At 71.0% G+C, this 20,111-nt stretch carries 16 protein-coding genes and 1 pseudogene; 7 read left to right on the top strand and 10 right to left on the bottom strand.

Going from position 1 to position 20,111, the window contains the following annotated elements; genetic code table 11:
- Positions 1–19 precede the first annotated feature (19 nt).
- A complete protein-coding gene (locus BDK92_RS04735) occupies positions 20–457 on the top strand; it encodes a hypothetical protein (RefSeq protein WP_121154939.1) in 438 nt (145 codons plus the stop codon).
- A 478-nt stretch (positions 458–935) separates the two neighbouring features.
- Positions 936–1,562 (top strand): hypothetical protein, encoded by a 627-nt coding sequence (locus tag BDK92_RS04730; RefSeq protein WP_121154936.1) that lies wholly within the window; start codon positions 936–938, stop codon positions 1,560–1,562.
- Between the two features lie 571 nt (positions 1,563–2,133).
- Here the strand turns inward: BDK92_RS04730 and BDK92_RS04720 are convergent.
- Positions 2,134–4,194, bottom strand: coding sequence for a tetratricopeptide repeat protein (locus tag BDK92_RS04720; protein ID WP_121154934.1), 2,061 nt, complete (start codon positions 4,192–4,194; stop codon positions 2,134–2,136).
- Between the two features lie 177 nt (positions 4,195–4,371).
- Between BDK92_RS04720 and BDK92_RS04715 the strand changes: the two genes are divergently transcribed.
- From BDK92_RS04715 to BDK92_RS04700, 4 genes are all read left to right on the top strand, one after another.
- Positions 4,372–5,580 carry a sensor histidine kinase gene (locus BDK92_RS04715; protein WP_121154931.1) on the top strand — a complete coding sequence of 403 codons (1,209 nt, stop codon included), beginning with the start codon at positions 4,372–4,374 and terminating at the stop codon, positions 5,578–5,580.
- Entirely contained in the window at positions 5,577–6,287 is a 711-nt protein-coding gene (locus BDK92_RS04710; protein WP_121154929.1) for a response regulator, read from the top strand. Before BDK92_RS04715 ends, BDK92_RS04710 begins: the two co-directional genes overlap by 4 nt.
- Before the next feature lie 69 nt (positions 6,288–6,356).
- Positions 6,357–7,280, top strand: coding sequence for an ATP-binding cassette domain-containing protein (locus BDK92_RS04705; RefSeq protein ID WP_121154926.1), 924 nt, complete (start codon positions 6,357–6,359; stop codon positions 7,278–7,280).
- Positions 7,277–8,047 carry an ABC transporter permease gene (locus tag BDK92_RS04700; RefSeq protein ID WP_121154924.1) on the top strand — a complete coding sequence of 257 codons (771 nt, stop codon included), beginning with the start codon at positions 7,277–7,279 and terminating at the stop codon, positions 8,045–8,047. Before BDK92_RS04705 ends, BDK92_RS04700 begins: the two co-directional genes overlap by 4 nt.
- Before the next feature lie 22 nt (positions 8,048–8,069).
- Here BDK92_RS04700 and BDK92_RS04695 read toward each other — a convergent pair whose 3' ends face one another.
- From BDK92_RS04695 to BDK92_RS04675, 5 genes are all read right to left on the bottom strand, one after another.
- Positions 8,070–8,915, bottom strand: coding sequence for a DUF1028 domain-containing protein (locus BDK92_RS04695; RefSeq protein WP_121154921.1), 846 nt, complete (start codon positions 8,913–8,915; stop codon positions 8,070–8,072).
- A 130-nt stretch (positions 8,916–9,045) separates the two neighbouring features.
- Positions 9,046–9,438, bottom strand: coding sequence for an Imm1 family immunity protein (locus tag BDK92_RS04690; protein ID WP_170208499.1), 393 nt, complete (start codon positions 9,436–9,438; stop codon positions 9,046–9,048).
- Between the two features lie 39 nt (positions 9,439–9,477).
- On the bottom strand, positions 9,478–10,149 hold the full coding sequence (locus BDK92_RS04685; RefSeq protein WP_121154917.1) for a DddA-like double-stranded DNA deaminase toxin: 672 nt from the start codon (positions 10,147–10,149) through the stop codon (positions 9,478–9,480).
- 181 nt (positions 10,150–10,330) lie between these two features.
- Complete coding sequence (locus BDK92_RS04680) at positions 10,331–10,822, bottom strand: WXG100-like domain-containing protein (RefSeq protein WP_121154915.1); 492 nt, start codon at positions 10,820–10,822, stop codon at positions 10,331–10,333.
- A 4-nt stretch (positions 10,823–10,826) separates the two neighbouring features.
- Positions 10,827–11,150 (bottom strand): WXG100 family type VII secretion target, encoded by a 324-nt coding sequence (locus tag BDK92_RS04675; protein ID WP_121154912.1) that lies wholly within the window; start codon positions 11,148–11,150, stop codon positions 10,827–10,829.
- Positions 11,151–11,487: 337 nt separating this feature from the next.
- On the opposite strand from BDK92_RS04675, the pseudogene BDK92_RS04670 reads away from it, so the two are divergent.
- Positions 11,488–12,444 (top strand): annotated as a pseudogene (locus BDK92_RS04670) (LLM class F420-dependent oxidoreductase); the annotation flags it as partial.
- Positions 12,445–12,594: 150 nt separating this feature from the next.
- On the opposite strand, the gene BDK92_RS04665 reads toward BDK92_RS04670, so the two are convergent.
- The 4 genes from BDK92_RS04665 to BDK92_RS04650 form a co-directional block, all read right to left on the bottom strand.
- Positions 12,595–15,093 (bottom strand): transglutaminaseTgpA domain-containing protein, encoded by a 2,499-nt coding sequence (locus BDK92_RS04665; RefSeq protein ID WP_246016815.1) that lies wholly within the window; start codon positions 15,091–15,093, stop codon positions 12,595–12,597.
- The gene (locus BDK92_RS04660; RefSeq protein WP_121154910.1) at positions 15,090–16,295 is read right to left on the bottom strand and encodes a DUF58 domain-containing protein; all 1,206 of its coding nucleotides are present in this window, start codon (positions 16,293–16,295) and stop codon (positions 15,090–15,092) included. The genes BDK92_RS04665 and BDK92_RS04660 overlap by 4 nt, the downstream gene beginning before the upstream one ends.
- A gap of 12 nt (positions 16,296–16,307) precedes the next feature.
- Positions 16,308–17,303 carry an AAA family ATPase gene (locus BDK92_RS04655; RefSeq protein ID WP_121154907.1) on the bottom strand — a complete coding sequence of 332 codons (996 nt, stop codon included), beginning with the start codon at positions 17,301–17,303 and terminating at the stop codon, positions 16,308–16,310.
- A gap of 75 nt (positions 17,304–17,378) precedes the next feature.
- Complete coding sequence (locus BDK92_RS04650; protein ID WP_121161619.1) at positions 17,379–19,961, bottom strand: fibronectin type III domain-containing protein; 2,583 nt, start codon at positions 19,959–19,961, stop codon at positions 17,379–17,381.
- Positions 19,962–20,111: the final 150 nt, after the last annotated feature.

The raw sequence follows: 20,111 nt of genomic DNA, 5'->3' as shown, positions 1-20,111 counted from the left end.
GGGCGCCGGAGGGTTCGTTATGAGTGCGAAGTTCGCAGGTGAGATCATGGGCGCTGAGTATGATTGGCTTGGTTGTGACGGCGACGGCAACGTAGCTCTCTTCAGTACGGCGGGGGGCGGATATGCCCCCGACGAGTTCTTGCGGGACACAAATGCGCATGAGGGGGCGATCGCGGCCATCCTGGCGTGTAGTGCCACGACCACTGCACGCATCGCGCCAGCGCTGGCCCCGCAATATGTCAACACCTGGAAGCTGGTCGCCGAGCGTGGGCTGTTCGCCTTCGATGCCGACCCCAACGGCGGCCCGTACGGGCTGGTGGCGGCTCCCGAGGTACCTGTTCGCGCCGACCAGCTGCCTGCGGCCGCTGTCGCCGTATTGCGATCCCTCACATTCGGGCAGCTACGGTTCGCGGACCTGGCAACCGTGTCGGAGCAGGTTCTGCGACAGAATCGCTAATCTCCTTTTGCGGGTAGTGCTCAAAACTCTGGATCAGAGTCGGAGGCGAATCCTCCTGGCGAAATGGAGCTGGAGAATTCGTTGCTGGGGCTTATCGACCTGGTTGACAACCGGGTACCCGGTCCGTCTATTAGGCGGGTTTGGCAAACCGAATGCCGTCGCCCTACCGTCCGTCGAGTGACTTCTTTGATGACAGGGGAGGCCGGCACCAAACGACGCACCTTCGTTGAGCCCTGGCCACGTTGTAGATAATTCGTCGGGTTTGCGAGGTTTTTGCCTTGATCAACTGGGTTGCGGGGGCCGTCGGCGGAATGTTGGCGGGGGTGGGGTCGTTATACATCGCGTACGACCGGAGCAGCGCCGAGGTGTCCCCCGCCTCATGAGGGCCTGTGGCCTCGTACTTCTTCCCGAGTGACGCACCTGTTTCCCCCCTTTACTTGTGTGCGCCTCGGTACCCCCGATTGGAAGGTGAACCATCGTGAAGACGACTTTCACCGCTGTTACCGAAGCTTCGTTCGTTCGTAAGACCGCTCTTGGTGTTGCTGGCCTCGCCTTTGTTGGTGGCGCCGTCGCCGGCCCCGCGTCGCATGCGTTCGCGGCCCCGGCCGTGCACGCCGCCCCGGCGATGACGACGGTTGCCGCTGTGACCACGGCCAAGCCCGGCATGGACAAGCTGGTGCCGCACGGCACGCAGGGTGCCCAGTCGGAGATCTCGTTGAGCAAGGACCAGCTCGCGAACGCCAAGGCCATTACTGGCACGGCCAAGAAGTTGGGTATGGGTGAGCGTGGTGCGGTGATCGCGGTCGCTACTTCGATGCAGGAGTCGAAGTTGGAGAACCTGGGTCATCTGGGTGACATGAACGACCACGACTCGCTGGGTCTGTTCCAGCAGCGCCCGTCGTCGGGTTGGGGTACCCCGGAGCAGATCACGGACCCGACGTACGCGGCGACGGCGTTCCTGAGCAACCTGAAGCAGGTTGATGGTTGGCAGGATCTGCCGCTGACGGTGGCGGCGCAGAAGGTTCAGGTGTCGGCGTTCCCGGACGCGTACGCCCAGTGGGAGAACCAGGCCGCCCACATCGTCCAGGACGTCTGGACCAAGTAACCAACAGCAGAACAGCACAGCGAAGCCGGGTCCCGGAAACGGGACCCGGCTTTCGCGTACTCCGGAAATCCATACTTGGCGAACACCTGGCTCTCGTCGTGGAATGCCTTGAACTCCAGGGCGTTGCCGGCCGGGTCGCGTAATGAATATGGTCCGCTGCTCGCCCGGCTCACCGGCGAAGCGCAGGTACGGCTCGATGACGAACCCGATGCCACCGTCCCGGATCCGTCCCGCCAGGTGGTGGAAGTCCACCACCGACGGCAACAGGCCGAAGTGCGGCACCGGCACCTCGTGCCCGTCGACCGCGTTGCGCCCCCGCGTCGACCCGCTCGGACCCCGGCACAACATGGGTGACCAGTTGGTGGCCGTAGAAGTTCCAGTCCACCCAGACATCGGTCGAGTGGCCCTCGGTGAGCCCGAGCGCGCCGGGGCGATGCCGATCATGGTGCGTCGCGCAGGAAGGTCGGGTGTCACGGCGAAGCGGCGGCAGGTTCGGCGCTGTCTCCAGGAGATGGTCAGCAGACGGGCTGACATTGAGGCTCCGCAGCCCTACGGACCACCACCGGTCTCGTCAACGAGCCCGTCCATCCGGTTGCTCCATGGGCTGTGATGCGACATCGCGGATCGCCGCGATTGCATCCAGGTAGAGCTGGTGCAGCAGTGGAGACGTGCTCTGTCGCGCGAGGTCACGCAGCACGTCGAGCGTTTCGACAGCTTGGTGCACGCGGTCGACCCGGGCGAGCTGGATGGCGGTCACCTTGAGACACCAGGCGAGTTCTGTCTCGTCCTTGCCCGGCTCGGTGCGGGACAGCGCCTGGTAGATGGTGGTGGCCCTGTCAAGGTCGGGTATCGCTTCGGCGTGCCGGCCGTTGTCGGCCAGGTACTTCGCCCGGCGGCACAGCGAGATCGCCAGGCTCCGACGGTTCTCGGGCGTCGGGTCGAGCCGGGTACGGATGGCGATGGCCTCGTCCAGGTGCGTGATGGCGTCTTCGGCTCGACCGGTGTCGGCCAGCGTCAGGGCCAGATTCGACAAGGTGAGCGCGAGTGACGACTGGTGGACGTCGGTTGTTGCGCTTCGGTAGATCGCAGCGGCCTCCTGAAAGGCGGCGGTCGCCTCCTCCGCGCTGCGGTTCGCGTCGATCAGCCGGATCGCGAGGTTGTTCAGCCCTCTGGCGAGGTCCGTCTGATCGGCGTCCGGCCGGCTCCCCGTGAGCCGCCGTCTCAGGGCCACACTCTCCCGGGCTGGTTGCACCGCATCGGCTTCCTGCCCGGTCCGCGCCATCAAGGAGGAAAGCGTGTAGAGGCAGACGGCGAGCAGGTCCAGGTGCGAATCCTGCTCGTCGTCGTCGGCGAGGCGACGCGCGACGGTAGCAGCCTCACTCGCGGCATCCCTCGCTTTGACCAGGTCGCCCGCGTCATCGAGCCGGTTCGCCCAGGAGTTGAGGGCCTCGACCAGTCGTGGCTCGTGGGCAGCGTCTTCGGCTGCCGCCTGACGGTAGAGGTCCACCGCTTGTCCGTACGCGGAGATCGCCTCCCCAACCCGGTCCAGCGCCCACAGCACGTCGGCCAGCGCCCACAGATCGTTTGCGTGTCGCGTCCGGTTGGCCTCGGGTTGTGCGGACGAGAGACGGCTACGGATCTCGACGGCCTCGCGCAACGCGGTGACGGCATCCCCAGGGCTGCTCGGGGCGCGGATGTCCGCCCAGCAACGCAGCGTGTCGGCGAGTCGTGCCTGGTGGGTCGGGTCGAGATCGGACAGGGATCGGCACTGGGTCAGCGCCGCCCTGGCGGCTTTCGTAGCTTGCGGGTGGAGGCCCAGATCGGCTGCCGCGACGGCCTCCTCGTACCGAAGCCAGGCCAGGTGGGATCCGTACGTTATCGGGTATCGCCAAGCGAATGCCTCCGCCGCCGGCAGCGCCGCATCCAGGTGGACGAGGGCTTCCTCCGGGCGGCCCACGATCCGCAATTGCTTGGCCAGACGGACCCGGGCATGGCTCGCATGGTAGAGGCAACGCATCTTCGTCCTTAGCGTCAGTCGTCGATAGAGGTCGACGGCTTCACTGCCAGCGGCGACGGCTTCTTCGTGCCGACCCAGCTGGCCCAGGCACCCGGCAGCGACATTGAGGGAGTGCGCGAGCCGGAACGCGTACCGTTTCGGGTTGCTCGGCAGCAGTGCCCGCCAGGCGACGATGGCGTCCTCGGCCGCGCCCAACGCTTCGTCCGGCCGGCCGCGAGCATTCAGAGTCACGGCCACCGTGGTACGCGTTTCCGCCAGTCCGGCCGCCGCCGCCTGCGGCGATGCGTCGCGGGCCGCCTCGTAGTGACCGCTCGCTTCCGCTAGTTCGGCCAGTGCCTGATCGAACGCGTCGCTGCTCTGCTGGCACGCGGCGTGTCGACCCACCGCCCGGGCCAGCAACAGGAGGTGTTTGCCTGGGGACGCGGCCGTGAGCCGGCGGGCCAGGCGGACCGCTTCAGCGGCTGCCGCCTCGGCCGGTTCCGCCCGTCCGGTGGCCGATTCAGCCTCCGACAGTTTTGTCAGTGCCGACACCAGGCGTGGTTGAAACGATCCGGACCAGACAGTGGCCAGCGACCTCAGGACCATCAGGCGGACCCGCCGCCGGTTCGTTCGCATGACCTCAGTCTCGATTACCGACTCAAGCCGAGCGAAAGGCAACAATCGATTGGTTCTGGGTGGTGGCGGCGGGTAGCCCCTGGGGTTGGATACGAAGGTCCACCAGGCCGACCCGGCCGGTGCGAACAGCCGGCCGGATAGGCTGTGGGGAAAGTCGTGGCCGGAGAAGGGTGTGCGGTGACCGGCTCGTCGCTTCCTACCCGCCCGCTCAGCCGTGGCGAACTGATCGCGGTTGACGGGCTGCTCGCGCTGGTCCTCAGCCTGTGGTACGCGTTCGCCCCGACGACCGGCGGCCCGTCGGAGAGCCGGACCGGGCTCACGTTGTGCCTGGTCGTGCTGCTCATGGCCCTGCCGGTGGCGGTACGCCGACTCTGGCCGGTGCCGGTGTTCCTGCTGGTCGCGACGGCCTCGGTGCTGGCTCTGGCGTTCGAGGTGCTGTACGAGCCGTTCCTGGCCGCCGCGCTGACCGGTTACACGGCCGCGCTCGCCGGCCGGCCACTGCGCCGGATCCGGTGGCGGATGCTGGCCGGGGTCACCGTGGTCCTGTTCCTGCTCACCGTCTCCGCTGGCCCGACCCCGGCCGCGGCGGCGGCGTTCGGCGTGCTGCTGCCCGGGTTGTCGCTGGTCGGGGCGGCGTGGACGGCCGGGGTGGCGGTCCGGGAACGCCGGGTCTACCAGGCTCGGAGCAGCGCGGAACAAACCGCCCGGGCGGTCACCGACGAGCGGCTGCGCATCGCCCGCGAGGTGCACGACATCGTCACGCACAACCTGGGCATCATCACCGTACGGGCGGCGGTGGCCCGGCACGTCGCGCAGACCCGGCCGGGCGCGGCGGCCGACGCCCTTGATCTGATCGAGAAGGTAGGTCGTTCGGCGCTCACCGACATGCGGCAGGTGCTGCATGTGCTGCGGACCGACGAGGCAGACGTGGCTGACCCGAATGCCCCGGCCGTGGGGGATCTGAACCTGCTGCTGTCAGGGGCAGCGGAGGCCGGCCTCGATCTGCGATCCGACATCACCGGTACGGACCGGCTGCCGGAGGCGACGGCGGTTTCGGCGTACCGCATTCTCCAGGAGGCGCTGACGAACGTGATCAGGCACGCCGGGCTGACCCGCTGCCAGGTCACCGTGCGGTGCGCCGATGACGAGGTGACCATCGAGGTGTTGGACGACGGGCCGGACGAGCGGCGGGCTGGCGGGCGTACCCCGGTTGCCGGCAGTGGCCACGGCCTGCTGGGGATGCGGGAGCGGGTGGCCATGCACGGCGGTGAGCTGACTGTCGGGCCGCGTGAGCAGGGTGGGTTCCGGCTTCACGTCCGGCTGCCGTACCCGACGCCGAGCGACCTCCGGCGGGGCGACCGGCGGCCGGCTGGGACGCCCTCATGACCGACCTCATCCGGGTGGCGATCGCCGACGACCAGGCGTTGCTGCGCGGCGGCTTCCGGCTCCTGCTCGAATCCGACCCGCGCTGCGTGGTGGTGGGTGAGGCGGCGACCGGTGCCGCCGCGGTGCGGCTCGCCGCCCGGGAACGCCCCGACGTGATGCTGATGGACATCCGGATGCCGGATCTGGACGGCATCGAGGCGACCCGCCGGATCTGCACCGACCCGGTGACCGCGAGCGTACGGGTGCTCATCCTGACCATGTTCGACCTGGACCCGTACGTCTTCGGCGCACTGCGGGCCGGGGCGAGCGGCTTTCTGCTCAAGGACACCCCACCGGCCGACCTGCTGCACGCGGTGCACGTGGTGGCGAGCGGGCACGCGTTGTTCGCCCCGACGGTGACCCGGCGACTGGTCGCGGAGTTCGGTCGGGCCGATCCGGCCCGGACCGACGGGACCAGGTTGGACGGGCTGACCAATCGTGAGCGGGAGATCCTCGCCCTGGTGGCCGCTGGGCTGTCCAACACCGAGATCGCCGGGCACGAGCAGATCAGCATGGCCACGGTGAAGACCCACCTGACCCGGCTGCTGGCCAAGCTCGGCGCGCGGGACCGGGCCCAGTTGGTCATCGTCGCGTACGAGAGCGGGTTGGTTCCGTTGGGCGGTGGCCGGCTCCCGGCCGGTGGCGTGGCGGATCAGACCCCGGTCTGACGTGTCGCGGGAGCAGGATCAAACCTCGGTCTGACGCGCCGCCCGGCCCTCGGCTGGAATGTTGGTCCGGTGATCGAGGTAGCACAGTTGACCAAGCATTACGGCCGGCGGGTGGCGGTGGACGGGCTGTCGTTCACCGTGCATCCCGGTCGTGTCACCGGATTTCTCGGCCCCAACGGCGCGGGCAAGTCGACCACCATGCGGTTGCTGCTGGAGTTGGACCGGCCGACCTCGGGCAGCGCGCTGATCGACGGCAGGCCGTACGGCCGGTTGGTTGAGCCGTTGCGGCACGTGGGCGCGCTGCTGGACGCGAAGTCGGCGCATCCGGGCCGGTCCGCGTACGACCACCTGCTCGGCCTGGCCGCCAGCAACCGGATCGGCCGGCGGCGGGTCCAGGAGGTGATCGGGCTGGTCGGGCTGGAGAGCGTGGCACGTAAACGGGTACGCGGCTTCTCGCTCGGCATGAGCCAGCGCCTCGGGTTGGCCGCCGCCCTGCTCGGCGACCCGCCCGTCCTGATCCTGGACGAGCCGGTCAACGGGCTGGACCCGGAGGGGGTCAAGTGGATGCGTGACCTGCTCATCCGGCTGGCCCGGGAGGGGCGCACGGTCTTCCTCTCCAGCCATCTGATGAACGAGATGGCGGTCACCGCCGAGCACCTGATCATCATCGGGCAGGGTCGGCTGCTCGCCGACCTGAGTACGGCCGACTTCGTCGCCCGGCACGCCGGGTCGTACGTCCGGGTGCGTTCGCCGGAGCGGGAACGGCTGCGCCACGCCCTCGTGGCCGGCGGGGTCAGCGTCGAGGACGGCGCGGACGGTGCACTGCACGCGATCGACGCCCGGATGGAGGAGATCGGCGCGATCGTCCATGCCGAGAACCTCGCGGTCACCGAGCTGACCCCGTGCTCGGCGTCGCTGGAGGAGGCGTTCATGCAATTGACCGCGAGCGCGGTCGAGTACCGGGGCCAGCAGGAAGCGGAGGTGAACCGATGAACGGCACGGCGGTACGCCGGGTGCTCGTCTCGGAGTGGATCAAGGTCAGGTCCACTCTGGCGACCATGATCACGCTGTCGGTCGGCGTCGTGGTCAGTTTCGGACTCGCGCTGGTCAGCGGCTACTCGATCCGGGCCGCCATCGACCGGAACAGCGACGCGCTCAGCCCCGACTTCCACCCGATCGACGCCGGTTTCGGTGGACTGCTCTACGGCAACCTGGCCTTCACCGTCTTCGCCGTCCTCGTGGTCAGCTCCGAGTACACCAGCGGCACGATCCGGGCCTCGCTGGCGGCGGTGCCCCGACGTGGCCTGTTCTACCTGTGCAAACTCGGGGTGGCCGGGCTGGTCTGCCTGGTCGTGGGCGGCGCCACCGTTTTCGGGTCGTTCCTGGTGACGCAGGTCGGGCTCGGTCCGCACGGGGTCGACCTGTCCACTCCCGGCGCCGTCAAGGCGGTGCTCGGTGGGCTCGCGTACGTGACCCTGCTCGGCGTCTTCGCCGCCGCCGTGGCCGCCGTGCTGCGGGGGACCGCCCTGTCGCTGGGCGTCCTCATCCCGTTCTTCTTCGTCGTCTCGCCCGCGCTTTGGGTGATCCCCGCGACCAGGTCGGCCTCGCGTTTCCTGCCGGACCAGGCCGGCATGCGGGCGATGGAGGCGACCGTCGGTCCCGGCGAACTCACCCAGAACCAGGGACTGCTGGTGCTGCTCGGCTGGACGGTCCTCGCCGTCGCCGCCGGCTACTGGAGCATCCGCCGCCGGGACGCCTGACCCGCCGTTGTAGGGCGTCGGGTCAGGGGTGGGAACGCAGGTGGGCCAGGACCACCGGGTCGATCCGGCCCGGCACCATCCGCTCCTCCAGGTTCTCCACCCCGGCCCAGTCCGCCAACGCCGCGTCGACGGCGGCGTCGACGGCCTCCGCCGGGGCGTGCCCGGCGGCGCTCAGCAGGGCCGCGACCTCGGTGGCAAGCTCACCCGTCAGGTCCAGCAGCGTCGCCGGGTCGGGCTTCTCGAAGAGCATGACGTGTACGTCGAGCAGCCGGGCCAGCTCCGTCACCGGATCGGGATGGTCGTCGACCCGCAGGTCGATCACCACATCGGTGCCGCCGCCGTACCCGCCGCGTCGGGCGACCACCAGCAGTGCGGCGCTCTGCCGACCACGCCGGTCACCGCCGGCCTCGTCACCGGCGCGCAGCGCGTCGAGCAGCCGTTCGGCGAACCGTCGACCGCCGTCACCACCGAGCCAGGCGTCCCGCATCGCGTCGACCACCTCCGGCCCGACCAGGATGTTGCCCTGCGCGGCCCAGCCGTCGCCGGCCTGCCCACCCGCCCAGTCGTGACAGTCGGGACCGGTGTACGTGGCCGCACCGCCCTCGGCGTCGACCACACCGAGCTGCCGGCTGGCCCGACCCGAGTCGGCGGCGGTCAGCCCGGCGATCACATCGGCGGCACCGAGCCCGGTCCGGAGCAGGGCCAGCCCCTGCGGCCCGTACGCCAGATTGGCGTGGGCCTGGGTGGCCAGGGCCCCGACCTCGGCCTCGGCGGCCGGCACCAGTGCGCCGACGGCGAGGAACTTGCTGGCTACGGCGACCCCGTGGAACCGGCCGTCGTCGGATCGCGCCACGATCGAGAACGTCACGCGGTGAGGCTACAACCGGCATACGCACCGGGCTGACCTGCCCCGTCGAACCCTGCGCGTACGACAGGATCTCCGCCAGACAGCAGGATCTCCGTCAGATCGGCCGCATCATCGCCCGCGGGGCCGGAGGTCAGTCGAGACCCACGTCTGGCTCCTCGGCAACCCACTCCAGGCCGCCGGGCCGTCCACCGGTGGAAAGGTAGGCGCGAACCGCCCGCCGCGCGGTGTCGACGCTCACCCGGGCAGTTTCGCCCGGCACGTCGACCACGGGCGCGTCGGTTGCCCACTGCACGCGGATCGGTGGTCCCGGCGGCAGTTCGACGGCATAGGTGTCGTCGGCCAGCCAGTTCAGGGCGGCCCGGTCGGCGGCGATGTCGATGTCGACGCGCAGCTCCGGCTCCGCGCCCGGCTCCGGGGAGAACCAGAGCGACTGACCCTGACCGCCAAACGGCATGAACAGGTGGATGTGCTCGTCGAACTCGGTGAGACCATGCTCCGGGTCGGCGAGCGGGATGTCAGTCATGTTGGGGTTCGTCATCACGTAACTCATGGCTCCGCCAGCCTACGACGCGTTCGATCCGAAGCTGGGATCGATGTAGCGTCCCGTCCCGGTGTAAATCTTCCGGAAGAAGGTCTCGCCGCCGTCCGTCGTGGACCACACCGTCAGGGTGGAGCCCTCCGGCATCATGTCGGGTAGCAGCGCGTCGCAGGAGGGGCCGGGCCCCTGCTGGACCTCGAAGCCCCGGGTGCCGCAGACGCCGTTGTCGATGACGAGCTCACGATGGGTGACCCCGACGGGCGGTGTCACCGACCCGTCCGGATTGCGGGTGGGACGGGCGTCGTCCCGCATCTCTCGGGCCACCTGGGACTCGGCGTGCTGGAAGAACGAGTTGGGCCGACCGCGAGGGTTCAGACCGGGATCGCTCGGGTCGTAGGGCAGCCGGGAGAAGTCCCGCGGAACCCGGGAGGGGAGCAGGTCGTCCGCGAGACTCCGGTCGTTGCCCGACGAGTAGTCTCGTCCGTCCGACCGACCGTTGGTCTCGCGGATACCCGTCCGAGGGCTGAGGTGCGAGCCGGCCTCGCGTACGGACTCGGGGGCCTGACCGCGTTCGAACCGTTCCCAGCCTGGCGTACGCGGATCGAAGTAGCCCGGGGGAGATGTTCCGCGTCCGGCATCGACCGGCGCTCTTCCGCCGCCCGGTGCCGTGGGCCCTCCGCCCCGTGGGGCCGGCATCCGGTGCCCAGGGATCGCCCTCGACATCGGTCCGGCTACGGCCGGCGGAACGCCCGAACTGTCGGCCGGACGAGGGTCGCCGGGCCGCCGTCCGTCGCCGTCCGACCCACCCCTGCCGCTGCCGCCGGGGTCTCCGCCCGTCGCCCCCCTGGGACCCTTGAACCCACGGCTCATCGTCGCCTCAGTTCAGCAACGCGCTGATCGCCTGGTCGGTGAGGATGCCGACCACGGTCTGCGTAATGACCTTGAAGACCGGGATCTCCAGGAGCGACGCGCCGACCGTCGCCGCGGCCGTCGCGATGGCCTGGGCGATCTGGATCGCGAGCAGCACCAACTGGACGATGATCTGGATCTTCAGGGCGAGCACGACAACCGCGCAGACGATCAGTCCGATGCCGAGAACGGTGGCGCCGGTGGACGCCTCGGTGAGGGTGCTCGGTGCGCTGTCCGGGTTACCCCACCACTGTTGGAAGGCAGCGATCGCCTCGCCCGTGTTGCCCTCCGTGACCCGCCGGGCCTCCGCCCCGACCGCAGCGGCGGTCTGCGAGATCGTGTCGGCGAAGCCGAACCACGCCTGGCTCATCTCGAAGAGCTTCGCCTCATCCGAGGTGGGCCAGTCGTACCCGATCATTCCTAGTACGGTGACGAGTTCGCCCGGCAGAGTGAGGCCCACCGCGCTATCCCAGTTGCCTGTGCAGGTTCTGGAAGAGCCCGCTCGCGGACTCGTCGGCGCCTTCGTAGCCATCGGCCATGACGCCGAGGTCGGTGCCAGCGGATAGCAGTTCGTCCGCGGCAGCCCGGTAGCAGTCGAAAGCCCACTCGGAGACCGCCTGATAAGGGGCACCGATCAGCGCACCAATGGCGTCGTCGCCCCACGCGCCGTCGTAGGAGGCCAACTCGGCCCGGAATGCCTGCAACCGATCTCCGAACGACCGCGCAGTGTCCCCGATCGTCGCTCCGCCGTCGCGCAGGCTCTCCGGGTTGATCTCGAAGCCGGTCATGGCCGCGCCCCCAACCTGAGCGCGATGTCCTGTGAGATCGACATGACAGACCCGGCTCCTTCCCGTGGTCGCGGGCTAAGCGAAATCGCCTCACAACGTACCGTGATATGTCCATGTGTCAATGAAGGTCCGGTCCTGGGGGACGTGATCGCCGGCGTAGGGGTGAACACCGGGCGTTACAGCGGGTTGGCCGGGCAGGCTGTCGCCCACCGGACCCGAGCCGGGGGATGACCACTGCGGCGAGGCTCCACCCGACGCGATCCGCCGCTCGCGTCCGAAGATGTTGCCCCTACCCCTGGTGAACGGGCACGATCGACCGGTGACGAAACGTTGGGGCATCACGGTGCCGTTCAGTGGGGTGCCGCTCGCCGACCACGCCACGGTCTACGCGGCGCTGGCCGAAGCGGGCTTCACCGACCTGTGGTCCTCCGAGGTCAACGGGGCGGACGCGTTCACCCCACTGACCCTGGCCGCTGCCTGGCGTCCCGACCTGCGCCTCGGTACGGCGATCGCACCGGTCTTCACCCGTGGCCCGGGGCTGCTGGCGATGACCGCCGCCGCGCTGGCCGAGGCCGCCCCCGGGCGCTTCGCCCTCGGCATCGGTTCCTCGTCACCGGTGGTGGTGGGGGACTGGAACGCGGCCGACTTCACCGAGCCGTACCGGCGTACCCGGGACATGCTGCGGTTCCTGCGCGCGGCCCTGCGCGGCGAGACGGTCGACGAGCGGTACGACACCTTCGCCGTACGCCGGTTCCGGCTGGACCGGCCGCCGGCCGTACCGCCGCCGATCCTGCTCGCCGCCCTGCGGCCCCGGATGCTGCGGCTGGCCAGTGCCGAGGCCGACGGGGTGATCCTCAACTGGTTGGCCGCCACCGACCTGCCCCGGGTCCTCGCCGAACTCGGCGAACGGCGGGCCGGCTTCGAGGTCGCCGCGCGGATCTTCGTCTGCCCCACCGAAGACGCCGAGTACGTCCGCAACCTGGGCCGACGCATGATCACCAGCTATCTGACCGTGCCCGCGTACGCCGAGTTCCACCGTTGGCTGGGCCGGGAGGAGGTGCTCGGTCCGGTGTGGCGGGCGTGGGAGGCGGGCGACCGCCGGGGCGCCGCCGCTGCCGTACCCGACGAACTGATCGACGAACTCGTGGTGCACGGCACACCGGAGACCTGCCGGGCCAAGGTGCGCGAGTACGCCGACGCCGGGGTGGACGTGCCGGTGATCGGGCTGCTCGCCACCCCTGAACTCGCCGAGGGCGGGATCGCCGCGCTGACCACCCTGATCGCCCAGCTCGGACCGGCGCCGTCGCCGGCTCTGGTGACGGCACCCGAGCCCGTACCGACCCCGGCCGGTGCCTCGGCCACCATGCCGGACGGCACCTGACCGGAGCGGCGCCGCCGATCCAGAGGGCGACGCCGAACATCGACGTGGCGACGCCCGCAGCGGTCAGCGGCGCCAGCGCAGCGGGCCGGGGTGCACCGACCAGAGTGCACGGCGCCACCACGGCCGGACCGCGCGCAACGCGGTGGCGTACGCGACCGCGAGCGTGCCGGCCCGGCGGGCCTGCTCGTCGCTGGCCGTACCGGGTGCGAAGGTCGCCACGTTGACCAGGGTCGCCAACTCGTCGATCGGCGGCACGGTGGTGACCGGCCCCGGCGCGGGCGGCCGATCGGGGGAGTGTTCCGGTGCCGGCCTCGGTCGGGGTGACGGCCGTGGCCGGGAACGCGGTGACGACCCCGCCGGTGTCGGTGCCGCGGCGCCGGGCGCGGCCGGTGTCGGCACGGTCACGGGCTCGGCCGCGGCCGTCCCGGCGACCTGTGCCGCGTACGCCGCCACCTCCGACGCGTCCAGATGCGACGCGACCGGGTGACCTGCCAACCGCAACGCGTCGGTCACCTCACGCCACGCCCCGGCGATCCGTTGCGCCGGAGTTCCCTCGTCGAGCCGGCGCCGTCGCAGCCCCCGGCGCATCGTCAGGATCGCCACCACGAACCCGGTCAGCACCAGCAACAACCCACCGGAACCCGCGCCGGCCAGGACCGGCACCGGGCTGCCCGACCCCGAAGCCGGACCGTTGCCCGGGGCGGCGGCCACGGTCGGCGGTGCGCTCGGCTCCGGCGTCGGTTCGTCCTGCACCGGCGGCGGATCCTGCGGTTTCGGCGTGAAGTCCTCCTCGACCGGCCGGGGCTCGGTCTCCGGTCGCGGCAACGGGTCGAACGACACCCAGCCGAGCCCGTCGAAGAGCACCTCCGGCCACGCGTACGCGTCACCGCCGCGCACCGGGCCCTCCCCGGTCGCCGAGTGGAAACCGACGACCACCCGGGTCGGCAGCCCCATCAACCGACCGAGCACCGCGAACGTGGCGGCGAACTGTTCCGAGGTGCCGCGCTGCCCGCCACCGTTACGGGGACCGAAGAGAAAGAAGTTCAAATTCGGGTACGCGTGCCCGCTCGGCGCGTCCGCCACCAGGCGGTAGTGCTCGGCGAGCCACTCCTCGATCGCCATCGCGCGCGCGTACGGCGCCCCGTTGTCGGCGGCCAACTGGTCGGCGAGCCGGCGCAGCGGGTCCGGGACCCCGTCGGCGACCCGCAGCACCCGGGCCACCGCGTCACCGGCCGGTACGTTGGCGGCGGTGAGCAGGTTCGGGTCGGGGCGCTCACGGGCGGAGGTGACCGTGTACCGCAGTCCCTCGGTCAGCCCTTCCGGTCGGATCAGGGTGCCGCTGCCGGGGTCGTACGCGACCCGCGCCCCGGTGACCTCCCGTGGCGTCGGTACGGCCGGCAGCAGCCGCCCGGCGAGTTCACCGACGGTGATCTCCTGCCGTACCCGGTCGACCGTGACCCCGTCCGGCGGCTCGACGGCGGGCAGGATCCGGCCGGCGTTGCGGTAGGTGGCCCCGACCCGCCAGGTGACCCCGTCGTAGTCGTTCAGGACGGCGAGCCGGATCCTGACCCCGACGGAGCGGGGCGTCTGCTCGGTGGGGGAGTCGCCCACCCGTTCCCCGGCCCCCGGGTCGGCGTCGTCGGGCGGGGTGTCGCCGTCCCCGGCCGGTGGGCGGTCGTCGCCGGCCGGTGCCGCCGTACCGGTGGTGTGCAGGTCGAGCAGCTTCTGGTCCGGGTCCAGCGCCCAACCGGAGATCCGGATCAGCGGGTTCTCGTCCAGGGCGTCCACCTGGGGCGGCTGCACGTACCGGCGGGGGTCGACCGGGGCGTTGCCGACCTGCCCCGCCACCAGCGGCGCCAGCAGGGCGGCGAGTGCCACCACCACGACCAGGCCGGCGGCGGTGCCGGCCAGGACCCGTACCCGGATCGCGGCCCGCACCGCCGGGGGGAGTGTCGCCCCCGTTTCGGCCGGTGTGGACGTGGACGTCGCCGCCGGGACGGCGAGACCGGTCGCGGCGGCGGCGGCGAAGGCCACCGTCCACCAGATCGCCGGTTCGGCGTTCGGACCGACCACGTAGAGGGCACCGGCGTAGAGCAACGCCGGTGGCAGGTAGCCGAGCAGGACCCGGCCGGCGCGTACCGCCACCTCGGCCCCGGCCAGCCCCGCCAACCAGGCCGCGACCAGCGGCACGATCACCGTGTCCGGCACCGGTTCGACCGGGATCATCGCGGTGAGCAGCCGGGGGATGCCGTTGCGACCGGCCTCGGCGACCAGGTCGGCGAGGCCGCCGGGAAGGTCGGCGCGCTGCGCGGCCAGCCGCAGCGCGAAGGCGGCGTAACCGGCCAGGGCGAGCACCGACAGTGGCGCGACCAGCCAGGACGGCAGCCGGCGGGCGGCGACACTCACCCCGACCGAACCGACCGCCGCCCCGAGTACGAGCTGCGTCAGCAACGGTCCGGCGTAGACCCGGCCCAGCACCGCACCGGCCAGCCCGATCATCGCGATCAGGGCCAGCGGAATCGGGACCGACCGCAGCAACGGGCCGACCCGGAAGCTGCTCACCACCGGCGTACCCCGTCCCACTCGGAGGCGAACTCGGCGCCGTCGGCGACGTCGAGGACCCGTACCCCGGCGGTTTCGCCGGGAGCGGGCACCAGGTCGCCGAAGACGGCGGCCAGCACCGACGGGTACGCCGGGCGGAGCGCGCCGAGCTGCCCCAGGTCGTCGCGGGCACCCGGACCGGTGAGGAAGACCAACGTGTCGCCGAGCCGCTGCTGACGCAGCCGGTTCAGCACCGCGCCGAGCGGATCACCGGCCGGGCCGGCGGTCGCGGCGGACCCGAACGGGTCACCGTCGGAGACGTCGCGGGCGAGCGCCGGGGCGGTACGCAACTCGGCGGCGGCGAGCCGGTCGAGGAAGTCGCCGCCACCGCCCGGGTCGGCGACCAGCACCAGGGCGACCGGCAGCTCCTCCCGGCGGGCCGCGGCGACCACCGACGCGGCGGCCTCACAGGCCGACTCGAACGTCTCCGCCACCCCGTCGACCAGCACCGGATGTGCGGCGGCCCGGTCGTCGAGGACGACCACGAGCCGGGGCAGGCTGGTGTCGAGATGCTCCCGCACCATCAGCTCGCCGATCCGGGCACTGGTCCGCCAGTGCACCCGGCGAAGTTCGTCGCCGACCACGTACTCCCGTAACGAGTCGAAGGTGATCGACCCGTGCGGCACCCGGTCGATCCTTCCGTCCATGCTCCGCGCCACCCCGGCCGGTACGGCACTCAGCGGATGGATCCGGGGATGCACCCACACCTGGGCGACCTCACCGTGTGCCCGGGCCATGACCACCAGCCCGAGCGCGTCGCGTCCGGTTACCCGCAGCGGTCCGACCGGCACCACACCCCGCCGGTGGGTCGGCACCGGGTAGCTGACCGTGGTGTCCCGCCCGGGGCGCAGTCGCAGCAGCGGAACCGGCACCGGGCGGCTGCCGCACTGGTCCTCGGCGATCATGTTCGCCGAGCGGAACCGGTCACCGTTGCGTACGGTCAGCGCCATCGTCGCCGGCTCACCCCGGCCGACCCGGTCCGGGTCGGCTCGACGTTCCACCTGCAACCGTGGGCGCCAGGCGGCGACCCCGACCGCGCAGCCGACGGCGATCGCCGCTGCGGTGCCGAGCAGGGTCAGCTCGGGATAGCCGAACCGGAATCCGAGCAGCAGGAGGAGACCGGCACCGACGAGCAGGCCGATGCCACGGGAAGTGATCTTCATGGGGGCGCCGGATCAGGCTCCGGTCCGGGCAAGCTGTCCGGAGGGGAGCGGCACCGGCACCGAAGCCACCGCCTGGCGCAGCACCTCGGCCGAGGTCAGGCCCCGTACCTGGGCGTCGGGGGCGAGCAGGATGCGGTGCGCGAAGACCGGTTCGACCAGCGCCTTCAGATCCTCGGGCTGGATCCAGGCCCGCCCGTCGATCAGCGCGTACGCGCACGCCGCCCGGGTCAACGCGATCACCCCGCGCGGGCTCACCCCGACCCGGACCTGCGGATGGGTACGGGTCGCGGCAGCCAACCGGACCGCGTACGCGTAGAGCGGGTCGGCGATGTGCACCCGCTGCGCCATCCGCACCATCTCGCCGACGGTGGCGGTGTCGGTGACCGGTTCCAGTGCCTCCGGGGAGCGGACCGTCGCCCCGCGCAGCACCTCGATCTCGACCGCCTCGTCCGGGTAGCCGATCGTCAGCTTCACCAGGAACCGGTCGAGCTGCGCCTCCGGCAACCGGTAGGTGCCGTCCATCTCGACCGGGTTCTGCGTCGCCACCACCAGGAACGGCGAGGGGACCGGGTGCCGTACGCCGTCCACGGTGACGGTCCGCTCCTCCATCACCTCCAGCAGCGCCGACTGGGTCTTCGGCGACGCCCGGTTGATCTCGTCGGCGATGACGATGTTCGCGAAGACCGGACCCGGGTGGAACTCGAAGCCACGGGTCGCCTGGTTGAAGATCGTCACCCCGGAGACGTCCGAGGGGAGCAGGTCCGGCGTGAACTGGATCCGCCGCCACTGCCCCCGCACGGTCGCCGCGATCGCCCGCGCCAGGGTCGTCTTACCCACCCCCGGTACGTCCTCCAGCAGCACGTGCCCCTGGGCGAAGAGCGCGGTCAGTGCCAGCCGGACCACCTCCGGCTTGCCCAGCACCACCGAACTCACCGCGTCGGCGAGCCGGGCGGCCAGTGCCGCGAAGCCCTGTACGTGCTGCGGGCTGAGCGGCTCCTGGCCGGTCATCGACGCGACTCGTGGCTGGTCATGGCGGGCGGTGCTCCTTGTTCTTGTTCTTGTTCAGCGGTTCGGCGGCACGCTTCAGCAGTTCGGTAGCACGTTGATGTCGACGCCACCTTCGAGGTTCAGCCAGGCGAACGGGATGTAGTTGCGCCCGTTGTAGTCCACCTGCACCCACCAGGTGCTCCGCTTGTGGTTGTTGTAGATGTAGGAGTCGACGTCGTCGCCCTTCACCTTGCAGTACGTCCGCAGCCGGGTCCCGGGCTCGGCCCAACCGGCCTGCCGGTCGTTGTCCTGCCGGGGCACCTCGAAGACCTCGTTGCCGTTGCGGCCGGACCGGTCGGTGTTGCAGTAGGTGCTGGTGGCCGGGTCGGTGGTCTTCTGGTTGTTGCAGGTCGCGACCCCGTACAGGGCGGGAGTCGACTGGCTGCCGGTGTCCGTCCCGGCACCGGCGGCGTTGTTCGCCGTCACCGTGAAGTTGTACGCCGTACCGGGAGCCAGCCCGGTGACCCGGATGCTGGAACAGGCACCGGCGACCGCCGCCCGCCCGGCCACCGTCACCGAGCAGGTGGCCTTCCCGCCGCCCGCGTCCACGGTGAAGTTGGCCGTGACCGAGGTCGCGTCGGCGCTGCCACCGGTGACGGTCACCCGAGGCGGCGCCACCGTACGCGCCGTCGCGGTCGCGTCCGCGCCGGCACCGGCCTCGTTGACCGCGTGCACCTTCACCACGACCGTCTGACCGTTACCGAGCCCGGTCAGCTTCGCCCGGGGCTCGGCCACCTCGATCGTCCTGCCGCCGGCCGCGACCACGTACTTCGTCACCGCACGGCCGTTCTCCTTCGCGTCGGCCCAGACCACCGACACCGCACCGGCCTCACCGGCCACCGTGGTCGCGGTGAGGCTCGTCGGCGCACTCGGCTTCGCGAACGGCACCACCGAGTTGCTCACCGGGGACGGGGTCGATCCGGCGCCCTTCTCGTTGACCGCGACGACCTGGAAGGCGTACTGGGTGCCGTACTCGAGTTCACCCGCCGGGATGACCAGCTCGGTCTTGGCCGACTCGCCGGCCTGCGCGCTCGCGCCGGCCGAGATCGCCGTCACCGCGTACTTCGTGATCTTGTAGCCCTGGCCGTTCGCCGCCGGCCACCGCACCAGCACGGTGCCGTCCGGCCGTTCCTGCGCCGTGACGCTCGCCGGTGCGTCGGGCACCTCCGACGTCGGCACCACCGCGTTGCTGTTCTTCGCCGGCCCGGTGCCCTTCGCGTTCACCGCCCGCACCGAGAACCGGTACGTCTCCCCGTTCGTCAGGCCGGTGATCTCCAACGACCGCTGGTTCGCACCAACCTGGTACTCCTTGCCGGCACCCTCCACCACGTAGCGCGTGATCGCCGCGCCGTTCGCCGGAGCGGCCCGCCAACTCACCCGGGCCTGGGCGTTGCCGGCCGCAGCCGTCACATTCCGTGGCGCCCCCGGCTTGCCCACCAGCGGCTTCGGCGGCGGAGGCGGCGGCGGCGCGGCCGGCGGCGGATCCCCACCGAGAATGTCGTTGGCGTACTTGTTCACCGGCCGGGCCGTGTTCTTGTCGTCGACCACCTGCGCGTTCGCCGAGTTCGGCGCGTTGATGAACAGGTGGTTCTCACGCACCTCCAACTCCAACGGGCCGTTCGCGCCGGGCACCTCGATCTTGTCGATCTGCTTGCCGTCCGCGTCGAACGAGTACACCGCCCCGGTCTGCTCGTCGGCACAGTAGAACCGGCCCGCCCAGGCGACCGCCGGACTCAACGTGCCCACACCCGGAACCGAGAACTGCTGCTGTACGGCACCGTCACCGACCACGTACACGTTCCGGTCGTCCGGCACCGTCACCGCCACCCGGGGACCGTTCGTCCGCGCCGGCAGGGTCCCCGGCCCGCTCGTGGTCAACGTGACCGTCTTCGGCTGCTCCTCGTCGCGGACCGTGGTCAACACGTTCGTGGTCCGGTCGAGCACCGCCACCCCGTTGTCCAGGGTGGAAAGCGCCAGGTCATGACTGGGTTCGGCGACCGTGTGGCTGCGCACCTCCTTCGGCGCCAGCCCGGTGCCGGGCTGCCCACCGGCGGTCGCCGCCGCCGACGGCAACGTGGCCGGGCTGATCGCCGACACCGTGCCCTCGCTCGGCACCCCGATCCAGAGCCGACCCTCACCGTCGAAGGAACCGCCGGTGATCCCCGGCGGGAAGCGGACCGGCTCACCGATCGGCACCAGCGAGCGCGGGTCGAGCTGCCGCACCAGTCCCTGCACCGAGTCCACCACAAAGGCGGCGTCCTCGTGCAGGGCGACGTTGACGCCGATCCCCGCGGTGGTCTTCGTCCGCGCCACCACCTGCAACGTCGCCAGGTCCAGAGAGCTGACCTGACCCGTGCTCAGGTCCCGCAGGACCAGCATCCGGTCGGTCTGCACCACCTGCATCGGGTGGCTGCGGCCGTCGGGCACCTGCGTCCGGGTGTCCACCCGGGCGGTGATCCCGTTGACCCGCGCCAACTCACTGCGGGCCGCGCTCCACAACCACGCGCTCGCGTCGTAACTGGCGACCGCGTTGTCCGCCGCGCCGAGCCCGAGCACGGTCAGTCCCATCGCCGCGACGAGAGCCCCGACCGTGCCGATGGTGACCAGACCGCCGCGCATCCGGGACCGGCGCCGGACCGGCGTGCCGCCGGTCGTCGACTCCGGGCCGTCGCCGGGCTCGTTGGTGCTCGTGGTGCCGTTGTCTGTGGTGACCACAGCCGGCCGCCTTCCCAACTGATCGCGGCCGAATACGACCGCGCGCCTCCCAGG

This window comes from Micromonospora pisi (genome assembly GCF_003633685.1).
GTDB lineage: Bacteria > Actinomycetota > Actinomycetes > Mycobacteriales > Micromonosporaceae > Micromonospora_G > Micromonospora_G pisi.
This window is presented reverse-complemented; position numbering and strand designations above follow the sequence as displayed.